At 68.0% G+C, this 23,622-nt stretch carries 26 protein-coding genes and 4 tRNA genes; 24 read left to right on the forward strand and 6 right to left on the reverse strand.

All coding sequences use genetic code 11. From position 1 onward, the window contains the following. Positions 1–18 precede the first annotated feature (18 nt). Positions 19–678, reverse strand: a complete 660-nt coding sequence (locus tag B4M62_RS02955; RefSeq protein ID WP_290704924.1) for a DUF3000 domain-containing protein — start codon at positions 676–678, stop codon at positions 19–21. Positions 679–766: 88 nt separating this feature from the next. Here B4M62_RS02955 and hemE point away from each other — a divergent pair, with 88 nt between their 5' ends. From hemE to hemQ, 3 genes are read left to right on the forward strand one after another with little or no spacing between them, the layout of a single operon-like run. After that, positions 767–1,825, forward strand: a complete 1,059-nt coding sequence (gene hemE, locus B4M62_RS02960; RefSeq protein ID WP_290705047.1) for a uroporphyrinogen decarboxylase — start codon at positions 767–769, stop codon at positions 1,823–1,825. Further along, the gene (locus B4M62_RS02965; protein WP_290704927.1) at positions 1,822–3,210 is read left to right on the forward strand and encodes an FAD-dependent oxidoreductase; all 1,389 of its coding nucleotides are present in this window, start codon (positions 1,822–1,824) and stop codon (positions 3,208–3,210) included. Before hemE ends, B4M62_RS02965 begins: the two co-directional genes overlap by 4 nt. A gap of 9 nt (positions 3,211–3,219) precedes the next feature. Continuing rightward, positions 3,220–3,915, forward strand: a complete 696-nt coding sequence (gene hemQ / locus B4M62_RS02970; protein ID WP_290704930.1) for a hydrogen peroxide-dependent heme synthase — start codon at positions 3,220–3,222, stop codon at positions 3,913–3,915. 3 nt (positions 3,916–3,918) lie between these two features. On the opposite strand, the gene msrB is transcribed toward hemQ, so the two are convergent. The 4 genes from msrB to B4M62_RS02990 are packed head-to-tail and all read right to left on the reverse strand — an operon-like array spanning position 3,919 to position 7,911. Beyond that, entirely contained in the window at positions 3,919–4,332 is a 414-nt protein-coding gene (gene msrB / locus B4M62_RS02975; RefSeq protein WP_290704933.1) for a peptide-methionine (R)-S-oxide reductase MsrB, read from the reverse strand. Further along, complete coding sequence (locus B4M62_RS02980) at positions 4,329–5,570, reverse strand: glycosyltransferase family 87 protein (protein ID WP_290704936.1); 1,242 nt, start codon at positions 5,568–5,570, stop codon at positions 4,329–4,331. The genes msrB and B4M62_RS02980 overlap by 4 nt, the downstream gene beginning before the upstream one ends. A 27-nt stretch (positions 5,571–5,597) precedes the next feature. Next, positions 5,598–7,175: an alpha/beta fold hydrolase gene (locus B4M62_RS02985; RefSeq protein WP_290704939.1), complete on the reverse strand. Its 1,578-nt coding sequence runs from the start codon at positions 7,173–7,175 to the stop codon at positions 5,598–5,600. A gap of 10 nt (positions 7,176–7,185) precedes the next feature. After that, a complete protein-coding gene (locus B4M62_RS02990) occupies positions 7,186–7,911 on the reverse strand; it encodes a pyrimidine reductase family protein (protein WP_290704942.1) in 726 nt (241 codons plus the stop codon). Positions 7,912–7,949: 38 nt separating this feature from the next. On the opposite strand from B4M62_RS02990, the gene zapE reads away from it, so the two are divergent. Then, the gene (gene zapE, locus B4M62_RS02995; protein ID WP_290704945.1) at positions 7,950–8,981 is read left to right on the forward strand and encodes a cell division protein ZapE; all 1,032 of its coding nucleotides are present in this window, start codon (positions 7,950–7,952) and stop codon (positions 8,979–8,981) included. A gap of 9 nt (positions 8,982–8,990) precedes the next feature. On the opposite strand, the gene B4M62_RS03000 is transcribed toward zapE, so the two are convergent. After that, the gene (locus tag B4M62_RS03000; protein WP_290704948.1) at positions 8,991–9,548 is read right to left on the reverse strand and encodes a GNAT family N-acetyltransferase; all 558 of its coding nucleotides are present in this window, start codon (positions 9,546–9,548) and stop codon (positions 8,991–8,993) included. A 174-nt stretch (positions 9,549–9,722) separates the two neighbouring features. On the opposite strand from B4M62_RS03000, the gene B4M62_RS03005 reads away from it, so the two are divergent. The 20 genes from B4M62_RS03005 to ruvB form a co-directional block, all read left to right on the forward strand. Beyond that, positions 9,723–9,795, forward strand: a tRNA-Gly gene (locus B4M62_RS03005). 19 nt (positions 9,796–9,814) lie between these two features. Further along, positions 9,815–9,888: transfer RNA gene (locus B4M62_RS03010), tRNA-Cys, on the forward strand. Between the two features lie 27 nt (positions 9,889–9,915). Then, a tRNA-Val gene (locus tag B4M62_RS03015) sits at positions 9,916–9,990 on the forward strand. 54 nt (positions 9,991–10,044) lie between these two features. After that, positions 10,045–10,119: transfer RNA gene (locus B4M62_RS03020), tRNA-Val, on the forward strand. Between the two features lie 86 nt (positions 10,120–10,205). Beyond that, positions 10,206–12,278 carry a threonine--tRNA ligase gene (gene thrS, locus B4M62_RS03025; RefSeq protein WP_290704951.1) on the forward strand — a complete coding sequence of 691 codons (2,073 nt, stop codon included), beginning with the start codon at positions 10,206–10,208 and terminating at the stop codon, positions 12,276–12,278. Further along, positions 12,275–12,781, forward strand: a complete 507-nt coding sequence (locus B4M62_RS03030; RefSeq protein ID WP_290704954.1) for an HIT family protein — start codon at positions 12,275–12,277, stop codon at positions 12,779–12,781. Before thrS ends, B4M62_RS03030 begins: the two co-directional genes overlap by 4 nt. Further along, on the forward strand, positions 12,781–13,446 hold the full coding sequence (pgsA, locus tag B4M62_RS03035) for a phosphatidylinositol phosphate synthase (RefSeq protein WP_290704957.1): 666 nt from the start codon (positions 12,781–12,783) through the stop codon (positions 13,444–13,446). The genes B4M62_RS03030 and pgsA overlap by 1 nt, the downstream gene beginning before the upstream one ends. Before the next feature lie 5 nt (positions 13,447–13,451). Next, a complete protein-coding gene (locus tag B4M62_RS03040) occupies positions 13,452–14,384 on the forward strand; it encodes a phosphatidylinositol mannoside acyltransferase (RefSeq protein WP_290704960.1) in 933 nt (310 codons plus the stop codon). Next, on the forward strand, positions 14,381–15,505 hold the full coding sequence (locus tag B4M62_RS03045) for a glycosyltransferase family 4 protein (protein WP_290704962.1): 1,125 nt from the start codon (positions 14,381–14,383) through the stop codon (positions 15,503–15,505). Before B4M62_RS03040 ends, B4M62_RS03045 begins: the two co-directional genes overlap by 4 nt. A gap of 25 nt (positions 15,506–15,530) precedes the next feature. Further along, positions 15,531–16,058, forward strand: a complete 528-nt coding sequence (locus B4M62_RS03050) for an NUDIX hydrolase (RefSeq protein ID WP_290704965.1) — start codon at positions 15,531–15,533, stop codon at positions 16,056–16,058. 61 nt (positions 16,059–16,119) lie between these two features. Then, a complete protein-coding gene (gene pdxS / locus B4M62_RS03055) occupies positions 16,120–17,037 on the forward strand; it encodes a pyridoxal 5'-phosphate synthase lyase subunit PdxS (protein ID WP_290704968.1) in 918 nt (305 codons plus the stop codon). Between the two features lie 8 nt (positions 17,038–17,045). Then, positions 17,046–17,840 carry a PP2C family protein-serine/threonine phosphatase gene (locus B4M62_RS03060; protein WP_290704971.1) on the forward strand — a complete coding sequence of 265 codons (795 nt, stop codon included), beginning with the start codon at positions 17,046–17,048 and terminating at the stop codon, positions 17,838–17,840. After that, complete coding sequence (locus tag B4M62_RS03065) at positions 17,833–18,552, forward strand: hypothetical protein (protein ID WP_290704974.1); 720 nt, start codon at positions 17,833–17,835, stop codon at positions 18,550–18,552. Before B4M62_RS03060 ends, B4M62_RS03065 begins: the two co-directional genes overlap by 8 nt. Positions 18,553–18,700: 148 nt before the next feature. Next, on the forward strand, positions 18,701–19,249 hold the full coding sequence (locus tag B4M62_RS03070; RefSeq protein WP_290704977.1) for a helix-turn-helix transcriptional regulator: 549 nt from the start codon (positions 18,701–18,703) through the stop codon (positions 19,247–19,249). Between the two features lie 55 nt (positions 19,250–19,304). Further along, positions 19,305–20,159, forward strand: a complete 855-nt coding sequence (locus B4M62_RS03075) for an acyl-CoA thioesterase (protein ID WP_414651764.1) — start codon at positions 19,305–19,307, stop codon at positions 20,157–20,159. Beyond that, a complete protein-coding gene (gene pdxT, locus B4M62_RS03080) occupies positions 20,156–20,782 on the forward strand; it encodes a pyridoxal 5'-phosphate synthase glutaminase subunit PdxT (protein WP_290704983.1) in 627 nt (208 codons plus the stop codon). The genes B4M62_RS03075 and pdxT overlap by 4 nt, the downstream gene beginning before the upstream one ends. Before the next feature lie 163 nt (positions 20,783–20,945). Beyond that, the gene (locus B4M62_RS03085; protein WP_290704986.1) at positions 20,946–21,698 is read left to right on the forward strand and encodes a YebC/PmpR family DNA-binding transcriptional regulator; all 753 of its coding nucleotides are present in this window, start codon (positions 20,946–20,948) and stop codon (positions 21,696–21,698) included. A gap of 87 nt (positions 21,699–21,785) precedes the next feature. Beyond that, complete coding sequence (gene ruvC / locus B4M62_RS03090; RefSeq protein WP_290704989.1) at positions 21,786–22,364, forward strand: crossover junction endodeoxyribonuclease RuvC; 579 nt, start codon at positions 21,786–21,788, stop codon at positions 22,362–22,364. Further along, positions 22,361–22,951: a Holliday junction branch migration protein RuvA gene (gene ruvA / locus B4M62_RS03095; RefSeq protein ID WP_290704992.1), complete on the forward strand. Its 591-nt coding sequence runs from the start codon at positions 22,361–22,363 to the stop codon at positions 22,949–22,951. The genes ruvC and ruvA overlap by 4 nt, the downstream gene beginning before the upstream one ends. Before the next feature lie 3 nt (positions 22,952–22,954). Next, on the forward strand, positions 22,955–23,622 hold a 668-nt coding region (ruvB, locus tag B4M62_RS03100; RefSeq protein ID WP_290704994.1), incomplete at its 3' end, for a Holliday junction branch migration DNA helicase RuvB.

Consider the following 23,622-nt stretch of genomic DNA (forward strand, 5'->3'; position numbering starts at 1 on the left):
CTTATTGTCGCAAGCTCGTCATTGTCGCAAGCTCGTCAGCGCGGTGATTCCACTCGGTGGCAGACCGGCGGCGGTGGCCAATACCTCGCAGAACACCTCGAGGTGGGGGCGCAGTGTCGGGTCGAGTGCCGTCCACGAGGCGCGTAGCTCCAGCTGGTGGGCGCGTGGCGGCCCGGCGATGTCGCCGTAGCGGACTGAACTCGTTGAGGTGACGGTACCGCCCAGCGCGGTGAGGGTGGGCCGGTCGGCCGCCGAAACACCCGGCGGGGTCGAGTTCTCCCCGTCGGGTACGCCGAGCGCGTCCGTGAGCCAACTCCAGGCGACCTCGGGGAGCATGGGGTCGCCGGCGAGGTCCGCTTCGACGTCGACTTGGATATAGGCGACCAGGCGGATCGTGCCGCTCCAGGCGTCGTGGCCCTCGGGATCGTAGAGCAGAATGAGACGTCCGAACGCAGATCCCGAGGAGTCGGTCGGCACGTCGTCGGACTCGGCTGAACTGACCTCGGCGCCCACGGCATAGCTGAAGGGGGCGAGCCGCTGGGGCGGGCGAATCGGCGAGACCTCGATGTCGGGGCGCACTTTCGCACTCTGCAACGACGCCACGGCGAAAGCGAAATCGGCGGGGTCGCCTGCCCGGCCGGCCGTGACACCGCCATCGCTAGGGCCTGATCGGATCACCCGTCAAACGTAAGCCGCACCGGGTTTACGCCGTGGGAGGCGCGCCGGTCGCGATAGCCGGTATGGCACAGTGGTGGCCGTGAGCGGAATGGCGGTTGTGAAACCCTTGTTGGCTGCGGCGAACGGGCAGTCGCCGTCGCGCCGACCGGTGTGGTTCATGCGCCAGGCAGGGCGTTCGTTGCCCGAGTACCGCGCGCTCCGCGCCGATCGCGGGATGCTCGAAGCATGTTTCGATCCTGCGATGGTCTGCGAGATCACCATGCAGCCGGTGCGGCGCCACGACACCGACGGAGCAATCCTGTTCTCCGATATCGTCGTACCACTCAAAGCAGCCGGAATCGACCTCGACATCGTGGCCGGAACGGGCCCGGTGATCGCCCATCCGGTGCGCACGGCAGCCGATGTCGAGGCTATTGGCCGCCTTGATCCCGAGGCGGTCGGCGCCATTGGCCGCGCGGTCGCGCTGCTGCGCGCCGAACTGGACCCGACGCCGACGGCACTCATCGGATTCGCCGGGGCGCCGTTCACCCTGGCTTCCTATCTCATCGAAGGCGGGCCGAGCCGTCACTATGCGCACACCAAGGCGATGATGTACGGGAACCCGGCATTGTGGCACTCGCTGATGGCGCGCCTCGCCGATATCACCGTTGCCTTCCTCATCGTCCAGCTCCGGGCGGGAGTGCAAGCGGTACAACTATTCGATTCGTGGGCCGGCATGTTGTCCCGGCGCGACTATGAGACATTCGTCGCGCCGCACAGCACACGCGTCTTCGCCGAGATCGCCGCCGCCCAGACCGGCGGCGCGGCCTCCGTGCCACGGATTCACTTCGGCGTCGGGACCGGCGAATTGCTGGTTCCGATGGCCCGGGTCGGCGCCGATGTTGTCGGCGTCGATTGGCGGGTCCCGCTCGACGAAGCGATCGCGCGGATCGGGCCTGGGCCGGCGCTGCAGGGCAACCTCGACCCGACCGTCCTCTTCGCCGGCGAGACGGTGATCGCCGAACACGTCCGGCGGGTGATCGCCGACGCGGATCGGGCACTGGCGGCCGGGGCGCGCGGCCACATCTTCAACCTCGGCCACGGCGTCCTGCCCGACACGGACCCGGATGCGATCACCCGGGTTGTCGAGCTGGTGCACTCGGCGTGAGCCGGGTCGCGATCCTCGGAGCCGGGCTTTCCGGCTTGGTCGCGGCGCACGGCCTGCGGCGTGCGCTGGGGCCGAAGATGGAGATCGACATCTACGAATCAGCTGATCGCGTTGGCGGGCAGCTCCACGGTGTGCCGGTGGCCGGGCGGCCGACCGACGTCGGTGCCGAGGCGTTCGTGCTGCGGCGGCCAGAGGCCCGCGAACTGGTCGCCGAGCTGGGTTTGCACGACGAGGTTGTCGTTCCCACCGGGGCGCGGCCGGCGGTGTGGGCGCATGCGCGGCTCAACCCACTGCCGAGCCCCGCCTGGATGGGTATCCCGGCGACCGCAGACGCGGTCCGCGGGCTCGTCGACGACGTCGACGCGGCGCGGATGGAGCGGGAGCCGGGTAGGCCGTTGAACTGGTCACCCGGGTCGGACTGCTCGTTGGGCGAGCTGGTGGCCGACCGGTTCGGTCCGTCGGTCGTCGCCCGCAGCGTCGACCCGATGATCGGCGGGGTCTACGCGTGCCTCGCCGTAGACACCGGCGTTCGGGCGGCTCTGCCGGCCCTTGCCCGACTGCTTGACGAGGGGGCGCCGAGCCTGACCGCCGCGGTCGCGGCCCTCCTGCCGGCTCCGGGCGAGGCGCGCGCCCCGGTGTTCGGGGCATTGCGCGGCGGCTATCGGCGACTGGTCGACGCCCTTGTCGAGTCCGCAGCGGCCCACCTGTACCTCACCCGTCCGGTGGGTCCGGTGAGGCGGGTGGGTGCGGCCTGGGAAGTGGACGGTCATGGCTACGACGGTGTCGTCGTGGCGACACCGGCGCCGGTGGCCGCCCGCCAGTTGGCAGCTGTTGCGGCGGTGAGCGCCGACGGGCTGCGCGGCATTGCCACCGCCTCGTCGGCGGTCGTGGCGATGGCGGTCGACCCGGCGACCCCGCTGCCCGAACGGTCCGGCGTGCTGGCGGCGACGGGCGAGGAACTGGCCCGGGGGGTGAGCGCTGATCCGGTCAAGGCAATCACTCTCAGTTCGCGCAAGTGGGCGCACTATGCCGCGGACAGCGGCGTTGCCGGCGGTGGGGCACCGCGGGTTCGTGCGTCCTTCGGCCGTCTCGGACAACCGGTGACGGCCACCGACGGGGAACTGATCGCGACCGCCTCCGCGGCGCTGGCACAGGTGTGTGGCACGTCGGCCGTTGCGCTTGTCGACGCGGTGGTGCAGCGCTGGCCCGACGGTCTGCCGTGCTACGCACCTGGCCACAACGGGCGTATCGACGGTGTGATCGCCGGACTGCCCGCCGGGATTGCTGTTGCGGGCTCGGCGTATCGCGGCGTTGGGGTTCCCGCGTGCATCGGGCAGGCCCGGGCCGCGGCCGCCGCCGTTGGTGCCCACCTCGCCGCGCGGTAGCGTGGAACCATGGCCCGTTTGAACTACGACGAACTCAACAACACGATCCGCTACCTGATGTTCTCGGTGTTCACCGTGCGTCCTGCGGATATGCCCACTGATCGCGCCGCGGCCGCAGCCGAGTTCGTGGCCTTTCTCGACGACATCACCGGCGACGGCCTGGTCGTGCGCGGGGTGTACGACGTCGCCGGTATGCGTGGGGACGCCGACTTCATGATCTGGTGGCACGCCGAGACCATCGAGGAACTCCAAGCGGCATACCAACGATTCCGGCGAGAAACGGCCCTCGGACGGGCGTGCGATCCATTCTGGAGTGGGGCCGCGCTGCATCGCCCGGCCGAGTTCAACAAGAGCCATATCCCCGCGTTCCTGGCCGGCGAAGACCCCGGCGCCTACGTTTGCGTCTACCCGTTCGTCCGGTCGCTGGACTGGTATCTGCTGCCCGATGAGGAGCGCCGCACGATGCTCGCCGATCACGGCAAGGCTGCGCGGGGCTACAAGGATGTCCGGGCGAACACCGTACCGGCATTCGCTCTCGGCGACTACGAGTGGATTTTGGCGTTCGAGGCGCCCGAACTGCACCGCATCGTCGACTTGATGCGCGATTTGCGGGCCACCGAGGCGCGCCGCCACGTGCGTGTTGAGATCCCGTTCTTCACCGGGCCCCGGGTGGACCCGACGGCGCTGGTGCCGGCACTGCCCTAGGGGCTACTCCGCTGGTGCGAGCGTCAGACTGATCGAGTTGATGCAATAGCGCAGATCGGTCGGGGTGTCGTAGCCCTCACCGGTAAAGACGTGGCCCAGGTGGCTATGGCAGTTCGCGCACAGCACCTCGGTGCGAGCCATTCCGGCCGAGGTGTCGCGACGTTCGATGATCCGCTCCCCGGCCAGCGGGGTGAAGAACGAGGGCCAGCCGCAGTGGGACTCGAACTTGGCATCACTGCGGAACAACTCGGCATCGCACGCCCGGCATCGGTAGACACCGTTCGTCGTCGTGTCCGTGTATTCGCCGGTGAACGGCGCCTCGGTCCCCGCACGGCGCAGCACCCGGAACTCGGTGGGCGTCAGTCGCTGGGCCCACTGGTCGTCGGTGAGCGCGGTGAAGTCGGTGGGGTCGGTCATGCCTCCACAGTAGCCGCGACGCGGGGCCACCGGGCCTGCCGCAAGTCGAGGTAGCGCCACAGCAGCGAGAAGAATACGGCGATCATCAGCAACGACCAGCCCCAGGTGACGGTGAGGTATTCCAGGTTGCGGCCGAAACCCTCCCAGTTCTGCGGAAGGTGTTCGGAGCGGGGGTTGCGGATCGTGTAGTAGATGTCAAAGGTCATGCAGCCGTAGACACCGAGCCATGCCGGCCAATTGCGCATTGGCGATCCGGGCCGGATAACGGTCATGACCAGGGGGAACAGCATCATCGAGTAGTAGCCCTGGCCGAGTGGCCCGACGAGGAAGGACGTCGCGAGCAGGATTCCCGATGACGCGGTCAGCCAGAGCACCTCGTCCTTGTCGCGGTAGTAGCGCCACAGGAACCAGACACCGAACGCGCCCATCGCGACGAACATCACGCGCAACACCAGGATCAACCAGGGTGCCAGCCCGTAGAAAGTGCCGAGCCCGCCGATCGAGGAGTTGTAATAGTCGCGCGTCTCCCGCAGATAGGGGAATGTCTGGGACATGAAGTTGTCGGTGTCGACGACCATCCGCCACGCGATGAGGTTGAGGACGACCGGGATTCCGAGGGCCGGGATCAGGGCCCGCCACATCTTCGGTTTGAGCAGGGCCAGCAACAGCACGGGCAGCAGCACCGGTTTGACCGCGATGGTCAGCCCGAGTGCGATCCCGGCGAGCCACGGGCGCTCCTGGCGCAGGAACCAGAGGAATCCGACCAGGCTCAACAGGACGAACGAATTGAAGTTGGTGTAGATCAGGGTGTTGGCGACCGACTCGGACACGAAGAAGAAGAAGAGGACCGTCGGGAAGACCCACGAGGAGGCCCGGTAGCCGAACAGCCGCGTCAGCAGGTATGCCGACAGCACCAGGGCGGCCACCGAGAGGGCGATGAACACCCACCGCGAGCGCTCCGGGTCGAGGTAGGCGATCGGGGCCATGAGTAGCGTTCCCGACGGCGGATACAGATAGTGGGGTTCAACGGTCAGGTAGCTCTCCGCGTAGACGGGCTGGCCGTGCAGGAACCGCAGCACCGCTTCGTACACCGGCTTGAAGTCGTCGGTGCGGTCACCGTTGATACCGAGCACCACGCTCTTGTGAAAGACCATCATGATGCTGATCGGCCACATGATGGCCTTGATGATCCGCTCGGTCGAAACAGGCGGGAACAGGTAACGGTCTGCAATCGTCACGAGCGAACCGTACTACACGAGGTTGCGTTATCCGGCTGGGCAGGCCCGGCTGCGCGCCGCGCCCAGGGCCGTTGCGTCGAGGAAGTCGTTGACGATGCGCGCCGCGCAGTCACTATGGGCGACAACGGAGTATCCGACCCCGTCCCAACTGACCGACGTCGGCTGGCTGCGGGCGGCGGCGAACAGTTGGCCGAGTACGGTCGGATCACTGCCGTTGACCGGATCGGCACCGGCCCCGAAAACCAGCGGCGGCACGGCGAAGCCCGCCGGCGCCGAGGCCGGGGAACTGGTGCCCCACCCGGTGCAGCGCGCCAGGGAGATCGCCATCGTCTGGCCGACCAGTGGGTATTGCTTGCCCCAGTCGCCCGTCAGCGCGTCCACCTCGTTGAGTCCGGCGGCCCCGGTGACATTGTTGCAACGGCTCACCAGCATCCCGTCGGGTGTCTGCAGGGCGGCAGTTCGCCGTGTCATCGTCGTCAGGTCGGTGAGGTCGCCGCGGTCGGCGGACTGTAGCGCCGCAACCAAGGATCGCAGGCCGGCCTGATCGGTGGCCAGCCCGACGGTGGTCATCACCGCGTCGGAGACGGTGGCGTCGTCGAGATCCTTGAGCGTGCCGGCGCGTGCCTTGTCCAGGACCGATCGCAGAACGGCGCCCGGGTCGGCCACCTGCCCGCGGCAATCCGGATTGGTGGCGCAACGGCGGGGGAAGGGGTCCAGGGCTTGCTGCACTCCTCGCACCCGGACGGCTGCGCGATCCTTCGCCGAGCCGGTGAAGGGAGTCGGCGAGTCGAGGATGAGGCGGCCGACGCGCGGCGCGTACTGGGCGGCGTAGGACAATGCGACCTGGGTGCCGGTGCCAATGCCGAGCAGCGCGATGTGGTCGACACCCCATTTGCGGCGCAGCGCTTCGACATCGGTGGCCGATTGTGCGTAGGTGAAGGCCATCGCGTTGTCGTCGAGGGCGTCGGTGCACGAGTCGGCGGCGCTGCGCGCCGCGGCCGCGACGCGTCTCACCTGCGCCTGGGGATCGTCGCCGGTGCCGACCGAGCCGTTGTCGGCAAGAATGCGGCGATCGGCGCGCGTCATGCAGTCGATATCCACGACGCCGCGCTGCTCGACGGCGACGACGGGGTGCTTGGCCAACAGTGCGGCCCCCGCAGGTCCGTTGGCCAGGGCGAGCACGAGTTGCCCCGCAGGCAGGTCCGTGCCGGTCACGGCCACGATCGGTGCTGCTTGGGCCGGGGTTGAGGCGAGGCGGATGCGGATCAGCGGAATGGTAACCGAGTCCCCGGTCGCGACGTTCGGATCGGCCCGGTTCATCATCGTCGCGCACTGCACCGTCAGCGCGGGTGCAGGCGTGATCCCGTACCGAGAGGCCATGGCGGGCGGACAGTCGCGCCAGTCGACGTCGGTCTTCACCCCCGTTAGCGCCGGGAAGGCGGGTGCCTTCTTCACCTGGCTGCTGGCGACCCCGGGCGAGCCGCCGTCGCGGACCACGGCGGGCCCGGTGTTGGGGCCGACGGCACACCCGGCGGCCAGCAGGCCGGTCAGGGGGAGGAGTAGGAATCGGGCCGCGGTGCCCGTGTGTGCGCCGTGCAAGTGCATGGCACCGAGACTAGCGGGGCACTCGGGTGGTGTTGTGCGTCTCGTCTCCCGATTGGTCGCGGGTGCGCACCCATCGCGCGTAGAGGTACCCGTCGTCGTCACCGAGGAGATGGGCGCAACGCAGCGGATGCGCGGCCTCCGCGTCGACGTGGACCGGCCGGGTCGCGGTGCCGCCCACGATCACCGGGCTGGTCGTCAGGCAGAGTTCGTCGAGCGCGTCGGCGGCGACGAAGGATCCCAACAGCCGGGGGCCGCCCTCAAGAAGGATGGCCGGCCAGGCGCGTCGCGCGCACTCGGCGATGACCGCCCGCGGGTCCACGGTGTCGGCGCCGCAGTCGACGAGTGTTGCGCCCGCTCGGGTCAGTGCTTGTCGCCGCTGTGGCGGGGCGGTCGAGCAGGTGAGGACGAGGGTTCGGGGGTGCGACAGCGGTGCATAGTCGACGGGGATCTGCAGCGAGCGGGACACGATCGCCAGCGCCGGCCCGTCTGGTTGCCGGTAACCCTCGGTGATCGCGGTGTGGGCCCCGACCACCACCACATCCGACAGGGCCCGAAGCAGCCGGTAGATGCGGCGGTCGCCGTCGGCGCCGAGATCACCGGAGCGACCCTCAAGTCCGGCCGCGCCGTCGATACTGGCGATCATGTTGGCGCGGACGTGCGGACCGCCGTCCGGATAGGCGTAGAGGACCCGCAGTTCGTCGGGTGTGACCTCGCTCGCTTTGCGGAGAATCTGCACTACGTCATTGTGGCCCGGCCGGATAGGATTTGAGGGTCATGACGCTGCATTTGTGTGATCGCAATCCGATCGTCGCCCCCGAAGCCCTGGTCGCCGAGATGGTGCCGCCGTCGACGTTCGACGACGTGAGTTTCGATTCCTACCTTCCGAGCCCGGACGAACCGAGTCAGGCGGCCGCGCTGGCGTCGGCGCGCGACTTCGCCGAGCGTGCCCGCGCCGTGCGCGGCGGCGGCAAGCGCGGACTCTTCGGCCGCAGGAGTGGCCCGGCCCACGGCATCGGGTTGTACCTCGATGGCGGATTCGGGGTGGGCAAAACGCACCTGTTGGCGTCGATCTACCACGCGATGCCCGGGCCGAAGGCCTTCGCCACTTTCGTCGAGTTGACCCAGTTGGTCGGTGCCCTGGGCTTCATCAATACCGTTGAGCGACTCGCGGAGCACAGTGTGATCTGCATTGACGAGTTTGAACTCGATGATCCCGGGGACACGATGCTCGTCTCCCGGTTGTTGACCGAACTCAGCGCCAAAGGGGTGTCGATCGCCACGACGTCGAACACGTTGCCCGGCCAGCTCGGCGAAGGGCGTTTCGCGGCACAGGATTTCCTGCGCGAGATCCGGAAACTGTCGGCGATCTTTCAGCCCGTCCGGGTAGACGGTCCCGATTATCGCCACCGCGACCTGCCGCCGGCGCCCGAGCCGCGCACCGATGCGGTGCTGGCAGACTTGGCCAACTCCACTCCCGGTGCCAGCCTCGACGACTTCACGGCGCTGTGTGAGCACCTGGGCACCCTGCACCCGTCCAAATACAAGGACCTCGTGGACGGGGTGTCGCTCGTCTGCGTGTCCGAGGTGTCGCCGGCTATGGACCAGTCGGTGGCGCTGCGGCTGGTCGTCCTCGCCGACCGCCTCTACGACGCCGGGATCCCGCTGACGACGTCGGGCTGCAAGCTGGACGAAATCTTTACCGAGGAGATGCTCGCCGGCGGATATCGCAAGAAGTATTTGCGCGCCACGTCGCGGTTGCTGGCGTTGTCCCGGTTCGCCGAGACGACTGCGGCTCAGCCCGGCTAGGCATCACCGCTAGGGCAGCGTTGCGACGAGCACGTAGTCGTGCTCGACCCGATCGCCCAGTTCAAAGGTCCTCGTTCCCGCGCGGGTGAATCCGTTCTTTGCGTAGAACCGTTGTGCGCGCTCGTTCTCCTGGTTCACGCCCAGCCAGATGACGGCGCTGCCGCGGGCGTGCGCACAATCGCGCGCGGCGGCCATCAACGCCCGCGACGGTGCTTGTGTGGCCGCGGTCCGTCGGGCGTGGTGCTCGGGCCGGACGTAGATCTTGGAGATCTCCGACGCTGGGGACGCCGTCACCGCGGCTGCGACGACGGGATTGGCCGGCGGGCGGTGGTGCAGCAGGGCGTAGCCGATGATTGGTCCGCCGTCGTGGGGGCGCACGACGAGGACGTCGGAGTCATGAGCATTGATGTGGGTCTCGAAGTCAGCGGCGCGCAGGTGGGCGTCGATGAATCCGTTGATGTCCGTGGCCCGGGCGTGCGGGGGACAGGCGAGCGGAAACGTTGCCGCCGCGACATCGGCGATCTCGCCGGCCGATCCGGAGTCGGTCACGGTCTCGACGATGGGCATGCCCGAAGTCTAGGTCGGCGCTCGCGCGCCCGGTTGCGGTCCCGGAATGTGATCCTCGTGATTCGATGGCCGTGGCGCTGACCAGTTGATTTGGCATTGGCTCGGAAGGTCGGCTAGTGTTTCCACTCGCACCGCAAGCACGACGGAGACGACACGGCGAGCGGCGCGAAGAATGCGGATGTGGCGCAGCTGGTAGCGCATCACCTTGCCAAGGTGAGGGTCGCGGGTTCGAATCCCGTCATCCGCTCGAGGCGAGTTCCTCGCGTGGTGGCGTGGCCGAGTGGTGAGGCAACGGCCTGCAAAGCCGTGCACACGGGTTCGATTCCCGTCGCCACCTCCAGATATTGTCGCCACCAACTCCATACCCGCGCGATTAGCTCAGCGGGAGAGCGCTTCCCTGACACGGAAGAGGTCACAGGTTCAATCCCTGTATCGCGCACCACGGCCCATGAAATGATGGGCGCGCTCGCGCGCTCCCGGTATCCGGTGGGCCCGCGGTCCCATAGCTCAGCGGAAGAGCACTCGCTTCACACGCGAGGGGTCGCTGGTTCGAACCCAGCTGGGACCACCACACGCGGACTCTGCGCATCACGGATACGATCTAGGGCGAATGTCAGCATTCCGCCCCTTCCCGACCAACGCCCCAGGAGTCCGTCCGTGTCGTCGCAACCCGAATCCGCTGTGCCCGCCGCCGTCCTGGTGCCGGCGGGAACGACGGCTGGCGCGGCCCTGCACGAGATCGGGGCGCCCAACAAAGGGGCGCAGGCGATCGTCGTGGTACGCGATCCGGCCGGTGGCCTGCGCGACCTGTCGTGGGCGCCGGACACCGACACCGAGGTGCAGCCGGTGGCGGCAGACACCGAGGACGGCCGCAGCGTCATCCGGCACTCTGCGGCGCACGTGCTCGCCCAGGCGGTGCAGGATCATTTTTCCGACGCGAAGCTCGGCATCGGCCCACCGGTCGAGGACGGCTTCTACTACGACTTCGACGTCGCCGAGCCGTTCACCCCGGAGGATCTCGCCACGCTCGAGAAGTCGATGCGAAAGATCATCAAGTCCGGGCAGCGCTTTTCCCGACGCGTCTATTCCTCGCTCGACGAGGCGAAGGCCGAACTCGCCGGCGAGCCCTACAAACTCGAACTCGTCGACGACAAGGGAGCCGGTGACGATCCAGCGGTCATGGAGGTCGGCGCCGGTGAGCTCACCGCCTACGACAACCTGAATCCCCGTACCGGGGAACGGATTTGGGGCGATCTGTGTCGTGGGCCGCACGTGCCGACGACGAAGTACATCCCGGCGTTCAAATTGACCCGCAGTTCTGCCGCCTATTGGCGCGGAGACCAGGACAACGCCGACCTCCAGCGCATCTACGGCACTGCGTGGGAGAGCACCGAGGCGATGGACCATTACCTCGACTTGCTGGCCGAGGCGGAGAAGCGCGACCACCGTCGACTGGGCGCGGAGCTGGATTTGTTCAGCTTTCCCGACGAGCTCGGGTCGGGCCTGCCGGTCTTTCACCCGAAGGGCGGAGTCATCCGGCGCGAGATGGAGGACTACTCGCGCGAACAGCATGCGGCGGCCGGGTACGAATTCGTGAACACCCCGCACGTGACCAAGGGACAGTTGTTCGAAACGTCCAAACACCTCGAGTGGTATGCCGACGGCATGTTTCCGCCGATGCACCTTGACGCGGAGTACAACGACGACGGCACCGTGCGGCGTCCCGGGCAGGACTACTACGTCAAGCCGATGAACTGCCCGATGCACAATCTGATCTTCAATTCGCGCGGGCGAAGCTACCGCGAACTTCCGCTTCGGCTGTTCGAGTTCGGCTCGGTCTATCGCTATGAGAAGTCCGGCGTCATTCATGGCCTCACCCGTGCCCGCGGGTTCACCCAGGACGACGCCCACATCTACTGCGCCCAGGACCAGGTGGTCGAGGAGCTCGGTACCACGCTCAGCTTTGTGCTCCAGCTACTCAAGGACTACGGCCTCGACGACTTCTATCTCGAACTGTCCACCAAGGATCCGGAGAAGTACGTCGGCACCGACGAGGTGTGGGACGACGCGACTGAGACGCTGCGAACCGTTGCCGAGAGTTCCGGACTCGAGTTGGTTCCCGATCCGGGCGGCGCCGCGTTCTACGGCCCCAAAATCTCGGTTCAGGTCAAAGATGCGCTGGGGCGGACCTGGCAGATGTCGACCATTCAGCTGGACTTCTTCCTGCCCGAGTTGTTCGACCTCGAGTACACCGCTCCAGACGGCACCAAACAACGCCCGGTGATGATTCATCGCGCCCTCTTCGGCTCGATCGAACGATTCTTCGGCGTCCTCACCGAGCACTACGCGGGCGCCTTCCCCGTGTGGCTGGCCCCCGTGCAAGTGGTGGGCATCCCCGTCGCGGACACTTTTGCACCGCATCTGCAGGCGGTGATCAACCGGCTCAAGGGCCGCCGGGTCCGGGCGGAGGTGGATCACTCCGACGACCGGATGCAGAAGAAGATCCGTAACCACACCACTGCGAAGGTGCCGTTCATGTTGTTGGCCGGCGAACGCGATGTCGAGGCCGGTGCCGTCAGCTTCCGCTTCCGGGACGGAACGCAGCTCAACGGGGTTCCCGTCGACGAGGCCGTGGTCGCCATCGACGAGTGGGAGGAGTCGCGCCGCAACGACTCGCCCACCGCGGAGACGATGGGCGTCGTGCTCGAGGCGGCCAGGAAGCGGCGATGAGCGATCAACTTCAGCGATTGTGGAGTCCGCACCGGATGTCCTACATCACCGCGGAGCCGCGCCCAGCCGATTCCACCGGGCACCCGTTTCTAGATATCCCACGGATGTCCGATGAGGACGGTCTGATCATCGCCCGCGGCGACACGGTCTACGCGGTGCTCAACCTGTACCCGTACAACCCCGGGCATACGATGATCGTGCCGTATCGGCAGGTGGCCGACCTCGAAGACCTCACCGGCGCCGAGTCGGCCGAACTCATGGCCTTTACCCAGCGGACGATTCGCGTCATCAAGGCCGTGTCATCGCCCGATGCGTTCAACGTGGGGCTCAACCTCGGCGCCGCCGCAGGCGGCTCGTTGTCGGAGCACATCCACCAGCACATCGTTCCGCGGTGGACCGGTGACGCGAATTTCATCACCGTCGTCGGCAACACCAAGGTGCTGCCGCAGTTGTTGCGCGACACGCGCAGCCTTCTCTCCGCGAAGTGGCAGGAGCTCCGGTAGTGCTAAGCATCAAGGGCCGCGGGACGGTCTCCAAGGTGACCCTGCCGATCGGGCGCGCGCTGTTGCGCACCGGGCTGACCCCAGACGCGATGACCCTGATCGGCACCGCGGGGACGATCGCCGCGGCGCTCACCCTTTTCCCGATGGGCCACCTGCTCGTCGGCGGAGCGGTAATTACCTTGTTCGTGCTCTTCGACATGCTCGACGGCGCAATGGCCCGAGCCCGCGGTGGCGGCAGCAGGTGGGGCGCAGTCTTGGACGCCACGTGTGACCGCGTCGCCGACGGCGCGATCTTCGCCGGCCTCGCGTGGTGGGCGATCGTCACCGAGACGCATCGGTGGCTGTTCGCGGCGACGCTGATCTGCCTGGTCACCTCGCAGGTCATCTCCTATGCAAAGGCACGCGCCGAGGCCAGCGGACTCAATGGCGACGGCGGGCTCATCGAGCGGCCGGACCGGTTGGTCATCGTGCTGGTCGGGGCCGGGGTGACCGGGATGGGCGTGCCCTGGGCCATTCATGTCGCCATGTGGGTGCTGGCGGTGGCGAGCGTGATCACCGTCGGCCAGCGAATGTGGTCGATCGCCCGGTCGCCCGGCGCGCGGGAGCTGATTCCCACCGCGGGGACGGCCGGGCCGGCGGGTGCGCCCGAGGCGCACGGGGACTAGCCGTCATGGCCGGTCGAGACCTTCGAGTCCGCGTTTCCGAGCGTATTGCCGACGCGGGATATGCAGCGGGGTGGACGGCGCTGCGGTTCGCGCCCGACGCCCTGGCCCGCAGTCTTTTCGACCAGGCCGGTGCCGTCGTGGGGCGGCGCCACGGCGGGCCCGCGCAGTTTCGCGCCAACCTGGCCCGCGTGATTGGTACGACGCCCGGCGAGGTCCCCGATGAGCTCGTCGTCGATGCGATGACCTCGTACCTGCGGTATTGGTGCGAGGCCTTCCGGCTGCCGTCGATGGACCCCGCGGAGGCCGCCGGGAACTTCGACTTGCCCGCAGCTGATCGGGCCCGCATCGACACCGCGCTCGATTGCGGTCGGGGCGTCGTGCTCGCGCTGCCGCACTCCGGCAACTGGGATATGGCCGGGCTGTGGCTCGTCCAGCACTATGGCACCTTTGCCACCGTCGCCGAACGACTCAAGCCGGAGTCGCTGTTCCGGCGCTTCGTCGAGTACCGCGAGTCGCTGGGGTTCGAGATCTTTCCGCTGTCGGGCGGCGAGCAGCCGCCGTATGGGGAACTCGCGGCGCGACTGCGCGACGGCGGCATCATCTGCCTGCTCGGCGACCGCGACCTCGCCCGGCAGGGGGTGCCGGTGACGTTCTTCGGCGAGCCGACGCGGATGCCGGCCGGACCGGCGAAACTGGCGATCGAAACCGGTGCCGCACTCATCCCCGCGCACGTCTGGTTCCTGGACGCGCCCTACTCGATGGCCTCGTGTGGCGAAGAAATCGATGTGAGCGGTGGCGTGGCGGCGGCGACCCAGGCGATGGCGACGGCCTTTGAGCGCAATATCGCGGCGCATCCGGCCGACTGGCATATGTTGCAGCCGCTGTGGGAGGCGGATTGGAGCGCGGCCCGCCGCGCCCGGCTGGGCGAGGCCACATGAGGATCGGGATGGTCTGCCCCTACTCGTTCGATGTGCCGGGGGGCGTGCAGGCCCATGTCGTGGAGCTCGCTCAGGTGTTCATCGAGCGCGGTCACGAGGTCAGCGTCTTGGCCCCGGCCGGGTCGGGTGTGCGCCTGCCCGACTTCGTCGTCTCCGCCGGCCCGGCCCTGGCCATTCCGTACAACGGCTCGGTATCGCGGGTCACGTTCTCGCCGCATGCGTACCGGGAACTGCGCCGATGGATCGATGACGGTCGCTTTGACGTCCTGCACGTCCATGAGCCGAACGCGCCGTCGCTGTCGATGCTCTCGCTCGTGGTCGCCGACGGGCCGATCGTCACGACCTTCCACACATCGACCACGAAGTCGCTGTTCTTGAGCGTCTTCCAGGGGGTGCTGCGCCCCTATCACGAGCGGATCAAGGGGAAGATTGCGGTTTCGGAGTTGGCCCGGCGCTGGCAGATGGAGTCGCTCGGGTCCGATGCCGTCGAGATCCCCAATGGCGTCAACGTACCGTTCTTCGCCGACGCCACTCCGCTCGACGGATACCCGCGCCCCGGGCGGACGATTCTGTTCCTCGGGCGCTACGGCGAGCCGCGCAAGGGGATCGATGTCCTGATGCGCGCATTGCCGCGGATCGTCGACGCGTTCCCCGATGTCACCGTGCTCGTGGTCGGCGGCGGCAACGAGGCGGCGTTGCGCCGGCGGGCCGGCGAGTTCGCCGATCGACTGGTCTTCCTCGGTCTCGTCGACGATGCGACGAAGGCGCGCGCATTGCGCTCCGCCGACGTGTACTGCGCCCCGAATCTTGGTGGCGAGAGCTTCGGCATCGTTTTGGTCGAGGCAATGGCGGCGGGTGCGGCGGTGATCGCCAGCGATCTGAACGCATTCCGCCGGGTACTCGACAACGGCCGGGCCGGGCGGCTCGCCGAGGTCGGGTCCGCCGATGGCCTGGCCACCGCGGTGATCGAGTTGCTGACCGACGACAACGCCCGCGAGGAACAGATCCGCGTCGGGGAGCAGCAGGCGTGGCGGTATGACTGGTCCAGAGTCGCCGACGAGATCATGCGCGTCTACGAGACGGTGACCGTCGCCGCCGGACCCGTCGTGCTGGTGGACTGATGCTTGCGACGAGAAGGGTGAGCGGGTGGGTCCGACAGCGATCACCTTGATTGTGGCGGGGGCGCTCTTCGTCCTCGTGCTGCTGTGGGCCTACCGGGTCGCCCATCGCCTCGACCGGTTGCATGTGCGAACCGACCTTGCCCGACAGGCACTGGTGGCGGCACTGGACCGGCGGGCCGTCGTGGCGCGCGCCATCGCGGCCGTGCTCCGCGAGGGTGCGGACCCCGACCTCGAGGCGCTGGGCACAACCCTCGCCACCGATGCCGATCGAGCCGAGGCGGCACCTTTCGCCGAGCGCGAGGCCACCGAGAATGAGATGTCCCTGGTGCTGGGCCGGGTGGCGGCCGCCACCGCGGGTCTCGTCCATCCCACCGAGTTGATTGCCGAGATCGCGGACGCGCAGACCCGGGTGATAATGGCCCGGCGCTTCTACAACGATGCGGTGCGCGATACCCGGGCGCTGGCAACGCGGCGACCGGTGCGCTGGTTGCGCCTCGCGGGCCGCGCCCAGTTGCCCGGCTACTTCGAGATCATCGAACGCGTGCGGGCCTGAGGTCGATCCGCCAGCCCTGATCGGTTCGGTGACCTGCGGCTGGCCTAGACTGTTCGGGTAAATGTGGTTGCAACAACAGGAGTGGGTTTCAGTGAGTGAGAACGTCGGCACCTCCCGGGTGAAGCGAGGCATGGCCGAAATGCTCAAGGGCGGCGTCATCATGGACGTCGTCACGGCCGAGCAGGCGAAGATTGCCGAGGACGCCGGAGCGGTAGCGGTCATGGCGCTCGAGCGCGTCCCCGCCGATATCCGAGCGCAGGGCGGCGTGTCCCGGATGAGTGACCCGGACATGATCGACGGCATCATCAGCGCGGTCTCCGTCCCGGTGATGGCGAAGGCCAGGATCGGACATTTCGTCGAGGCGCAGATTCTGCAGAGCCTGGGCGTGGACTACATCGACGAGTCCGAGGTCCTGACCCCCGCCGACTACCGCAACCACATTGACAAGTGGGCGTTCACGGCGCCGTTCGTCTGTGGCGCGACCAACTTGGGCGAGGCGTTGCGCCGCATCACCGAGGGCGCGGCGATGATTCGCTCCAAGGGTGAGGCGGGCACCGGCGATGTCTCGAACGCGACGACGCACATGCGGCAGATCCGCGACGAGATCCGCCGGCTGACATCGCTGCCCGAGGACGAACTGTACGTGGCCGCGAAGGAGTTGCAGGCCCCGTACGACCTGGTCGTCGAGGTGGCCCGCGCGGGTAAGCTCCCGGTCACCCTGTTCACCGCCGGGGGGATCGCCACCCCCGCCGATGCGGCGATGATGATGCAGCTCGGCGCCGAGGGCGTGTTCGTCGGCTCCGGGATCTTCAAGTCGGGCAATCCCGCCCAGCGCGCCGCCGCGATCGTCAAAGCGACCACCTTCCACGACGATCCGGACATGCTCGCCACAGTGTCCCGCGGGCTGGGCGAAGCGATGGTCGGCATCAACGTCGACGACATCCCGGCGCCGCACCGACTCGCCGAGCGGGGTTGGTGAACCCTCGCGTGAGCGAGCCGGGAATCGTCCGCGACGACGTACTCGCCGGGAGCGACGAGGTTGGGGGCGTGCGACTGGAGTGGTCGGCGGCCTGCAATGTCGGCATGGTGCGGGAGGCCAACGAGGACGGTGCACTAATCGGACCCGGACTGTTCCTCCTCGCCGACGGCATGGGCGGGCACGAGTGCGGTGAGGTCGCCAGCGAGGTAGCGCTGCGGGTCCTGTCCGGCGTCGGGGTCGGCGGCGATCAGGCTGGTACCCGCGACGAGGTGGAGAAGCTCCTCGTCTCGGCCCAGGACGAGATCGGCGAGATCGACACGTCGAGCGACCGGCGGGCCGGGACAACGGCCACCGGCGCCATCCTCATCACCCACGACGACAAGCCACACTGGTTGGTGTTCAACATCGGCGACTCGCGGACCTACTGCGTGCGTGACGGGGTTTTCGAGCAAGTCACCGTGGATCACTCCCAGGTGCAGGAGTATGTCGATGCGGGAATGCTGACCGTTGAGCAGGCACGCGTCGATCCGCGGCGAAACGTCATCACCCGCGCGCTGGGCGCCGGCCTCGTGCCGCCGCGTGCGGACTTCTTCTCGTTTGAGACCGAGCCCGGTGACCAGTTGCTGCTGTGCTCGGATGGATTGAGCGGGGAGCTGCCCGACGAGGAGATCGGCGAAATACTTGCCGAGTGCGCGACCGCCCAAGATGCCACGGATACGCTCGTCGAGAGTGCCCTGGCGCTGGGCGCCCACGACAATGTGACCGTCGTCGTCGTCCGGGTGGGGCCGCCCGACGATGCCTGAGGCGACGGCCGACGGATACGTCGAGTTTTGCGGTGAGCGCTACGACCTCGACGACGACGGCCGTTTCACCGTCGGCCGTGACGGAGACCTCGTCGTTGACGACAACCCCTATCTGCATCGTCGATTCCTGCTGATCCACCGGGGGGCGGCCGGCCTCTGGTACCTGTCCAACATCGGGTCGCACCTGTCGGCGACCGTCGTCGCGGCGGCGGCGGGGTTCTACGGCCAGATTGCGCCGGGAGCCAATCTGCCGCTCGTGTTCGGGCGCACCGTCGTCGTGTTCACCGCCGGCCCCACGACCTATGAGTTCGAGATCCACACGAAGCCGGGGCCCGATGCTGCCGCGGTCACCGCGGCCACCCAGACCGGTGACACGACGGTTGGCGTGCCGGCGCTGACCGAGAGTCAGCGGCTGCTCATCGTCGTGCTCGCCGAACAGATCCTGCGGCGCGAGGGGAGCGGCACGAGCGCGATCCCGACGTCGGCCCACGCGGCCGGCCGCCTGGGGTGGTCGCTGACGAAGTTCAACCGCAAGCTCGACAACGTCTGCGACAAACTCGACCGGTTGGGGGTGCCCGGAATGCGCGCGGGTGGCGGCAAGTTGGCGACCAATCGCCGTGCCCGGCTCGTCGAGTTCGCGCTCTCGTCGCAGCTGGTCTCGCGCGCCGACTTGCCCCTGCTCGACGCCGAGGCGAGGCGAAACCAGGCCTGACGCCGTGGGTTTGCGCGCACGATATTGCTGTGACCTGCCGATACAGGATGGGTAGTTCTCCCCATTTCCTGGTCGGTGGCGTCGCCATAACGTCATTGGCGACACCGCGAGACACCGTCGGTGCCCGCCCGCGACAGGAGTAACGACGATGACTGCAGCAGCCCCCTGGAACCCGGCCTACCACCCGTACGATGAAGTCCGGCGGACCGAGGACGCTGCCCGCCGCCGGGCGGCACAGGCGGCGCAGCGGCGGGCCCGTGCGCTCGCCGACCTCACCGCACGGCGCATGGCTGTGCCCGGCCGGCGCAGCAGTACCCCGGGCCGGGACGCCGAGGTCGAGTTCGCCGCCCGCCCGATCGGTCGCCTGCCCGGTGGCGTCGTCGTCTTCGAGCGGCCGGTACCGGAGCCCGAAGCCGCAGTCGCATCAGCCGAGACCGCACATCTCGCGGCGGCCGCCGACCTGGAGTTGCCCCGCCCCGCGCTGACCGCCCGCGAGGTAGAGGTGTTGCGCACCTGGCTCCTGCTCGACTCGAAGCCCGCGGTGGCGGGAAGTCTCGGCATCTCGCTGGGGACGGTCAACACCCATCTGACCCGTATCCGTGCAAAGTACGCCGACCTCGGTCGCCCCGCGCCCACCAAGGCCGGATTGGTGGCCCGAGCGGTGCAAGATGAACTGATCTCGCTCGACGAACTCTGACACCTGCCCGCCGCGGCGACCGGGGCGGCGATCAGGGATAATCAAATGCGTGCCGATGATTGATGAAATCCTGCGGGTAGAGCAGATCGAGACCGACATCTATCGCGGGCCGTCCTATCCGAGTGTGCTGCGGCGCACCTTTGGCGGCCAGGTCGCCGGGCAGGCGCTGGTCTCGGCGACGCGGACCGTTCCAGCGGAGTTCGGGGTTCACTCGTTGCACGGCTACTTCCTGCGCCCCGGGGACCCGGACCTGCCGACCGTCTTCCTCGTCGACCGCATTCGCGACGGCCGCTCATTCGCCACGCGGCGCGTCACCGGCGTACAGCGCGGGGAGGCCATCTTCTCCATGTCGGCCTCCTTTCACATCGCCGGCGACGAAGGCATCGAGCATCAGGATCGGATGCCGCCGGTGATCGCCCCGGACGACATCGCCGACCGCCGGGACACGGTGTCGGGATCGGATCGGGCGCTGTTCGCCGAGTGGGAGAACTTCGACATCCGAATTGTGCCGCGCGACCAGATGGAGCTGTCGGACTACCTCGTCGCACAGCAACGCGTCTGGTTTCGGTACCGCCACCGGCTGCCCGACGATCCGGTGTCACACATCTGCGTCCTCGCCTACATGAGCGACATGACGCTGCTGGGCTCGGCATCGGCGATCCATCGCGACGAGCGAGTGCAGTCGGCCTCCCTCGACCACGCGATGTGGTTCCTGCGGCCGTTCCGGGCCGATGAATGGCTCCTGTACGACCAGACGTCGCCGTCAGCCGGCCACGGGCGTGCGCTCACCCAGGGCCGACTGTTCGACCAACGCGGCCGGATGGTCGCGGCGGTCACCCAGGAGGGCCTGGCGCGGACCATATCCGATCCGGCCGTGCAAGGCATCCCGATGCGTACCGAGGAGCAATGACGCCACCAACGATCGGTGTTCTTGCCGTGCAGGGTGACGTGCGCGAACATGTTTCGGCGCTCCGGGCGGTCGGCGCGAACCCGCGCCCGGTGCGTCGTGCGGCCGAACTCGACGGCCTGGACGGAATCGTGTTGCCCGGCGGCGAGTCGACCACGATCTCCAAGCTCCTCGACGTGTTCGAGCTCGACGCACCATTGCGCGCCGCGCTCGCGCAGGGTCTCCCCGCCTACGGTTCGTGCGCCGGGATGATCATGCTGGCCTCGAAGATTCTCGACACCCGGCCCGACGCCCGCCACCTCGACGCGATCGACATCACCGTGCGCCGCAACGCGTTCGGGCGCCAGACCGACTCATTCGAGACAGATCTGCAGTTCGCGGGCATCACCGATGCCCCCGGTGCGCCGCCGGTGCGGGGTGTCTTCATTCGGGCTCCCTGGGTCGAGGAAGTCGGAGCAGGGGTGACAATTCTCGCGACCGTGCCGCCGGGTGCCGCGCGAGACCCGGCCGCTGATGGGCGGATCGTCGCCGTCGCACAGGGCGCAGTGGTCGCGACCTCCTTCCATCCGGAGGTCACCGGCGATCTGCGGGTGCACCAGTACTTCGTCGATCGGGTGCGACAGTAGCTACCGGGCCCGCTCGCTTCGCTCCCGGCGCCCGGTAGTAGTTGGGCCCGCTCGCTTCGCTCCCGGCGCCCGGTAGTAGTTGGGCCCGCTCGCTTCGCTCCCGGCGCCCGGTAGTAGTTGGGCCCGCTCGCGTCGCTCCCGGCGCCCGGTAAGCTCTTCGCCCATGAGCGGACACTCCAAATGGGCGACTACCAAACACAAGAAGGCCGTCATCGACGCCAAGCGCGGAAAGATGTTCGCCAAACTGATCAAGAACATCGAGGTGGCCGCGCGTACCGGCGGAGGTGACCCGGCGGGCAACCCCACACTCTTCGACGCAATCCAGAAGGCCAAGAAGTCGTCGGTGCCCAACGACAACATCGAGCGCGCCCGCAAGCGTGGCGGTGGCGAAGAGGCCGGTGGAGCCGACTGGCAGAACATCACCTATGAGGGATACGGCCCCAACGGGGTGGCACTGCTCATCGAATGCCTCACCGACAACCGCAATCGCGCCGCCGGCGAGGTACGCACCGCGATGACCCGCAACGGCGGGAACATGGCCGATCCCGGATCGGTCGCCTACCTGTTCACCCGCAAGGGGGTGGTGACGCTGGACAAGGGCGGCCAGAGCGAAGACGACGTCCTGACGGCCGTCCTCGACGCCGGGGCAGAGGAGGTCAACGACCTCGGCGAGAGCTTCGAAGTCGTCAGCGAGCCGGGTGACTTGGTCGCCGTCCGCACCGCGCTGCAGGAGGCGGGGATCGACTACGACTCCGCGGAGGCCGACTTCCGCGCCTCCGTCGAGGTACCGGTAGACGCCGAGGGCGCGCGCAAGGTCTTCAAGCTCATCGACGCCCTCGAGGACTCCGACGACGTGCAGAATGTCTACAGCAACGTCGACATTCCCGACGAGGTGCTCGCCGAACTCGACGACTGACGTATTGGGCGTGTCGGTCCAGCCTGTTGTCGGTCCCTCCTTCTAGACTGTCGAACAGTTGTTCGCGAAACTATGGAGGGTGGGCCGATGCTCGTCATGGGTGTCGATCCCGGGCTGACGCGGTGCGGTATCGCGCTGGTCGAATCGGGTGCGGGTCGTTCGGTGACGGCATTGGACGTCGATGTGGTGCGGACGCCGGCCTCGATGGACTTGGCCGATCGGTTGTTGGCGGTGCACACCGCCGCGGTCCACTGGCTTGATACGCACCACCCGAACGTGGTCGCCATCGAGCGCGTCTTCGCCCAGCAACAGGTGAGTACGGCCATGGGCACCGCTCAGGCGGCGGGGGTGGTGGCGCTCGCGGCCGCACAGCGCGACATCCCGGTACGCTTCCACACTCCCAGCGAGGTTAAGGCTGCGGTCACCGGATCAGGGCGGGCCGACAAGGCCCAGGTCACCTCGATGGTGACCCGCATTCTCGGCATGCAGACGCGCCCGAAACCGGCCGACGCCGCCGACGCCCTGGCGCTCGCCATCTGCCAGTGCTGGCGCGGACCGATGGTAGACCGACTCGTTGCGGCGCAGGCTCGGGCCGACGAGTTGGCGCGGGTGCATCGAGCCCGGCTCCGTGCGGCGCACACCAACGCGATGCAGGCGCGGCAATGATCGCCGCGGTGCGCGGGCCGGTCGTCGACGTCGCGCTCGACCACGTGGTGGTGGACTGCGCGGGCGTCGGCTATCGCGTCTTGGTGACGCCGGCGACGATCGCGGCGTTGACACGCGGGGCCGAGACGACACTGCTCACCACGATGATCGTCCGCGAGGACTCAATGACCCTGTACGGCTTCACCGACGGCGCGGCCCGGGATTTGTTTGTGCTGCTGCAGACGGTGACCGGGGTGGGCCCGCGTCTGGCCATGGCGGCATTGGCGGTTCATGAGCCCGCAGAATTGGCGACTGCACTGGCCTCGTCCAACACCAAGGCACTTACCACCGTCCCCGGAATCGGGAAGCGGGTGGCGGAGCGGCTCGTCGTCGAACTGCGCGACAAGGTAAGCGTCGTGGCCGACGGTTCGGCCTCGCCGCACCTCGGTGGAACCACCGTCGGGGGAGAGGTTGCCGAGGCCCTGATCGGACTCGGGTTCACCCCGGCGGTCGCCGAAAAGGCAGTGGTGGCAGTCCTGGCGGAGAATCCGGATGCCGACTCGGCTCGGGCGCTGCGGGCGAGCCTGACCCTGCTGGGAAAGATGTAGCGCATGGAGGGCGAGGATCGGACCGTCAACGCCGGTCGGCTCGCGGCCGACGGAGAGCTCGACGCCAATCTGCGGCCGCGGTCGCTCGCCGACTTCATCGGCCAGGCGAAAGTCCGCGAACAACTGGAACTGGTGTTGCGCGGCGCCCAGGGGCGCGGCGGTACGCCCGACCACATCCTGCTGTCGGGGCCGCCCGGCCTCGGTAAGACATCCCTGGCGATGATTATCGCGAGTGAACTCGGCTCGGCTATCCGGGTCACCTCCGGCCCGGCCCTGGAGCGGGCCGGTGACCTCGCCGCGATGCTGTCGAATCTGATCGAGGGCGACGTCCTGTTCATCGACGAGATCCACCGCATCGCCCGTCCCGCCGAGGAAATGCTCTATCTGGCCATGGAGGACTTTCGCGTCGACGTGGTCGTCGGCAAGGGGCCCGGCGCGACCTCTATCCCACTCGATGTGGCGCCGTTCACCCTCGTCGGCGCCACCACGCGGTCGGGTGCGCTGACCAGCCCGCTGCGCGACCGGTTCGGCTTCACCGCGCACATGGAGTTCTACGAGACCGATGAACTCGTCGCCGTGCTGGCCCGGTCCGCGAGAATCCTCGGTATCGCCCTCGACGACGATGCCGCCGTGGAGGTCGCCGGGCGTTCGCGCGGCACGCCGCGCATCGC

It is taken from the genome of Gordonia sp. UBA5067, assembly GCF_002414845.1.
GTDB lineage: Bacteria > Actinomycetota > Actinomycetes > Mycobacteriales > Mycobacteriaceae > Gordonia > Gordonia defluvii.

Excerpts from the sequence above, each read along its gene's own strand:
- hemE (WP_290705047.1), top strand. The coding sequence starts at position 767 with ATGGCGGTTGTGAAACCCTTGTTGGCTGCGGCGAACGGGCAGTCGCCG.
- hemQ (WP_290704930.1), top strand. The coding sequence starts at position 3,220 with ATGGCCCGTTTGAACTACGACGAACTCAACAACACGATCCGCTACCTG.
- msrB (WP_290704933.1), bottom strand. The coding sequence starts at position 4,332 with ATGACCGACCCCACCGACTTCACCGCGCTCACCGACGACCAGTGGGCC.
- B4M62_RS02985 (WP_290704939.1), bottom strand. The coding sequence starts at position 7,175 with ATGCACTTGCACGGCGCACACACGGGCACCGCGGCCCGATTCCTACTC.
- zapE (WP_290704945.1), top strand. The coding sequence starts at position 7,950 with ATGACGCTGCATTTGTGTGATCGCAATCCGATCGTCGCCCCCGAAGCC.
- B4M62_RS03000 (WP_290704948.1), bottom strand. The coding sequence starts at position 9,548 with ATGCCCATCGTCGAGACCGTGACCGACTCCGGATCGGCCGGCGAGATC.
- B4M62_RS03030 (WP_290704954.1), top strand. The coding sequence starts at position 12,275 with ATGAGCGATCAACTTCAGCGATTGTGGAGTCCGCACCGGATGTCCTAC.
- B4M62_RS03040 (WP_290704960.1), top strand. The coding sequence starts at position 13,452 with ATGGCCGGTCGAGACCTTCGAGTCCGCGTTTCCGAGCGTATTGCCGAC.
- B4M62_RS03045 (WP_290704962.1), top strand. The coding sequence starts at position 14,381 with ATGAGGATCGGGATGGTCTGCCCCTACTCGTTCGATGTGCCGGGGGGC.
- pdxS (WP_290704968.1), top strand. The coding sequence starts at position 16,120 with ATGTGGTTGCAACAACAGGAGTGGGTTTCAGTGAGTGAGAACGTCGGC.
- B4M62_RS03065 (WP_290704974.1), top strand. The coding sequence starts at position 17,833 with ATGCCTGAGGCGACGGCCGACGGATACGTCGAGTTTTGCGGTGAGCGC.
- B4M62_RS03070 (WP_290704977.1), top strand. The coding sequence starts at position 18,701 with ATGACTGCAGCAGCCCCCTGGAACCCGGCCTACCACCCGTACGATGAA.
- B4M62_RS03075 (WP_414651764.1), top strand. The coding sequence starts at position 19,305 with ATGATTGATGAAATCCTGCGGGTAGAGCAGATCGAGACCGACATCTAT.
- pdxT (WP_290704983.1), top strand. The coding sequence starts at position 20,156 with ATGACGCCACCAACGATCGGTGTTCTTGCCGTGCAGGGTGACGTGCGC.
- B4M62_RS03085 (WP_290704986.1), top strand. The coding sequence starts at position 20,946 with ATGAGCGGACACTCCAAATGGGCGACTACCAAACACAAGAAGGCCGTC.
- ruvC (WP_290704989.1), top strand. The coding sequence starts at position 21,786 with ATGCTCGTCATGGGTGTCGATCCCGGGCTGACGCGGTGCGGTATCGCG.
- ruvA (WP_290704992.1), top strand. The coding sequence starts at position 22,361 with ATGATCGCCGCGGTGCGCGGGCCGGTCGTCGACGTCGCGCTCGACCAC.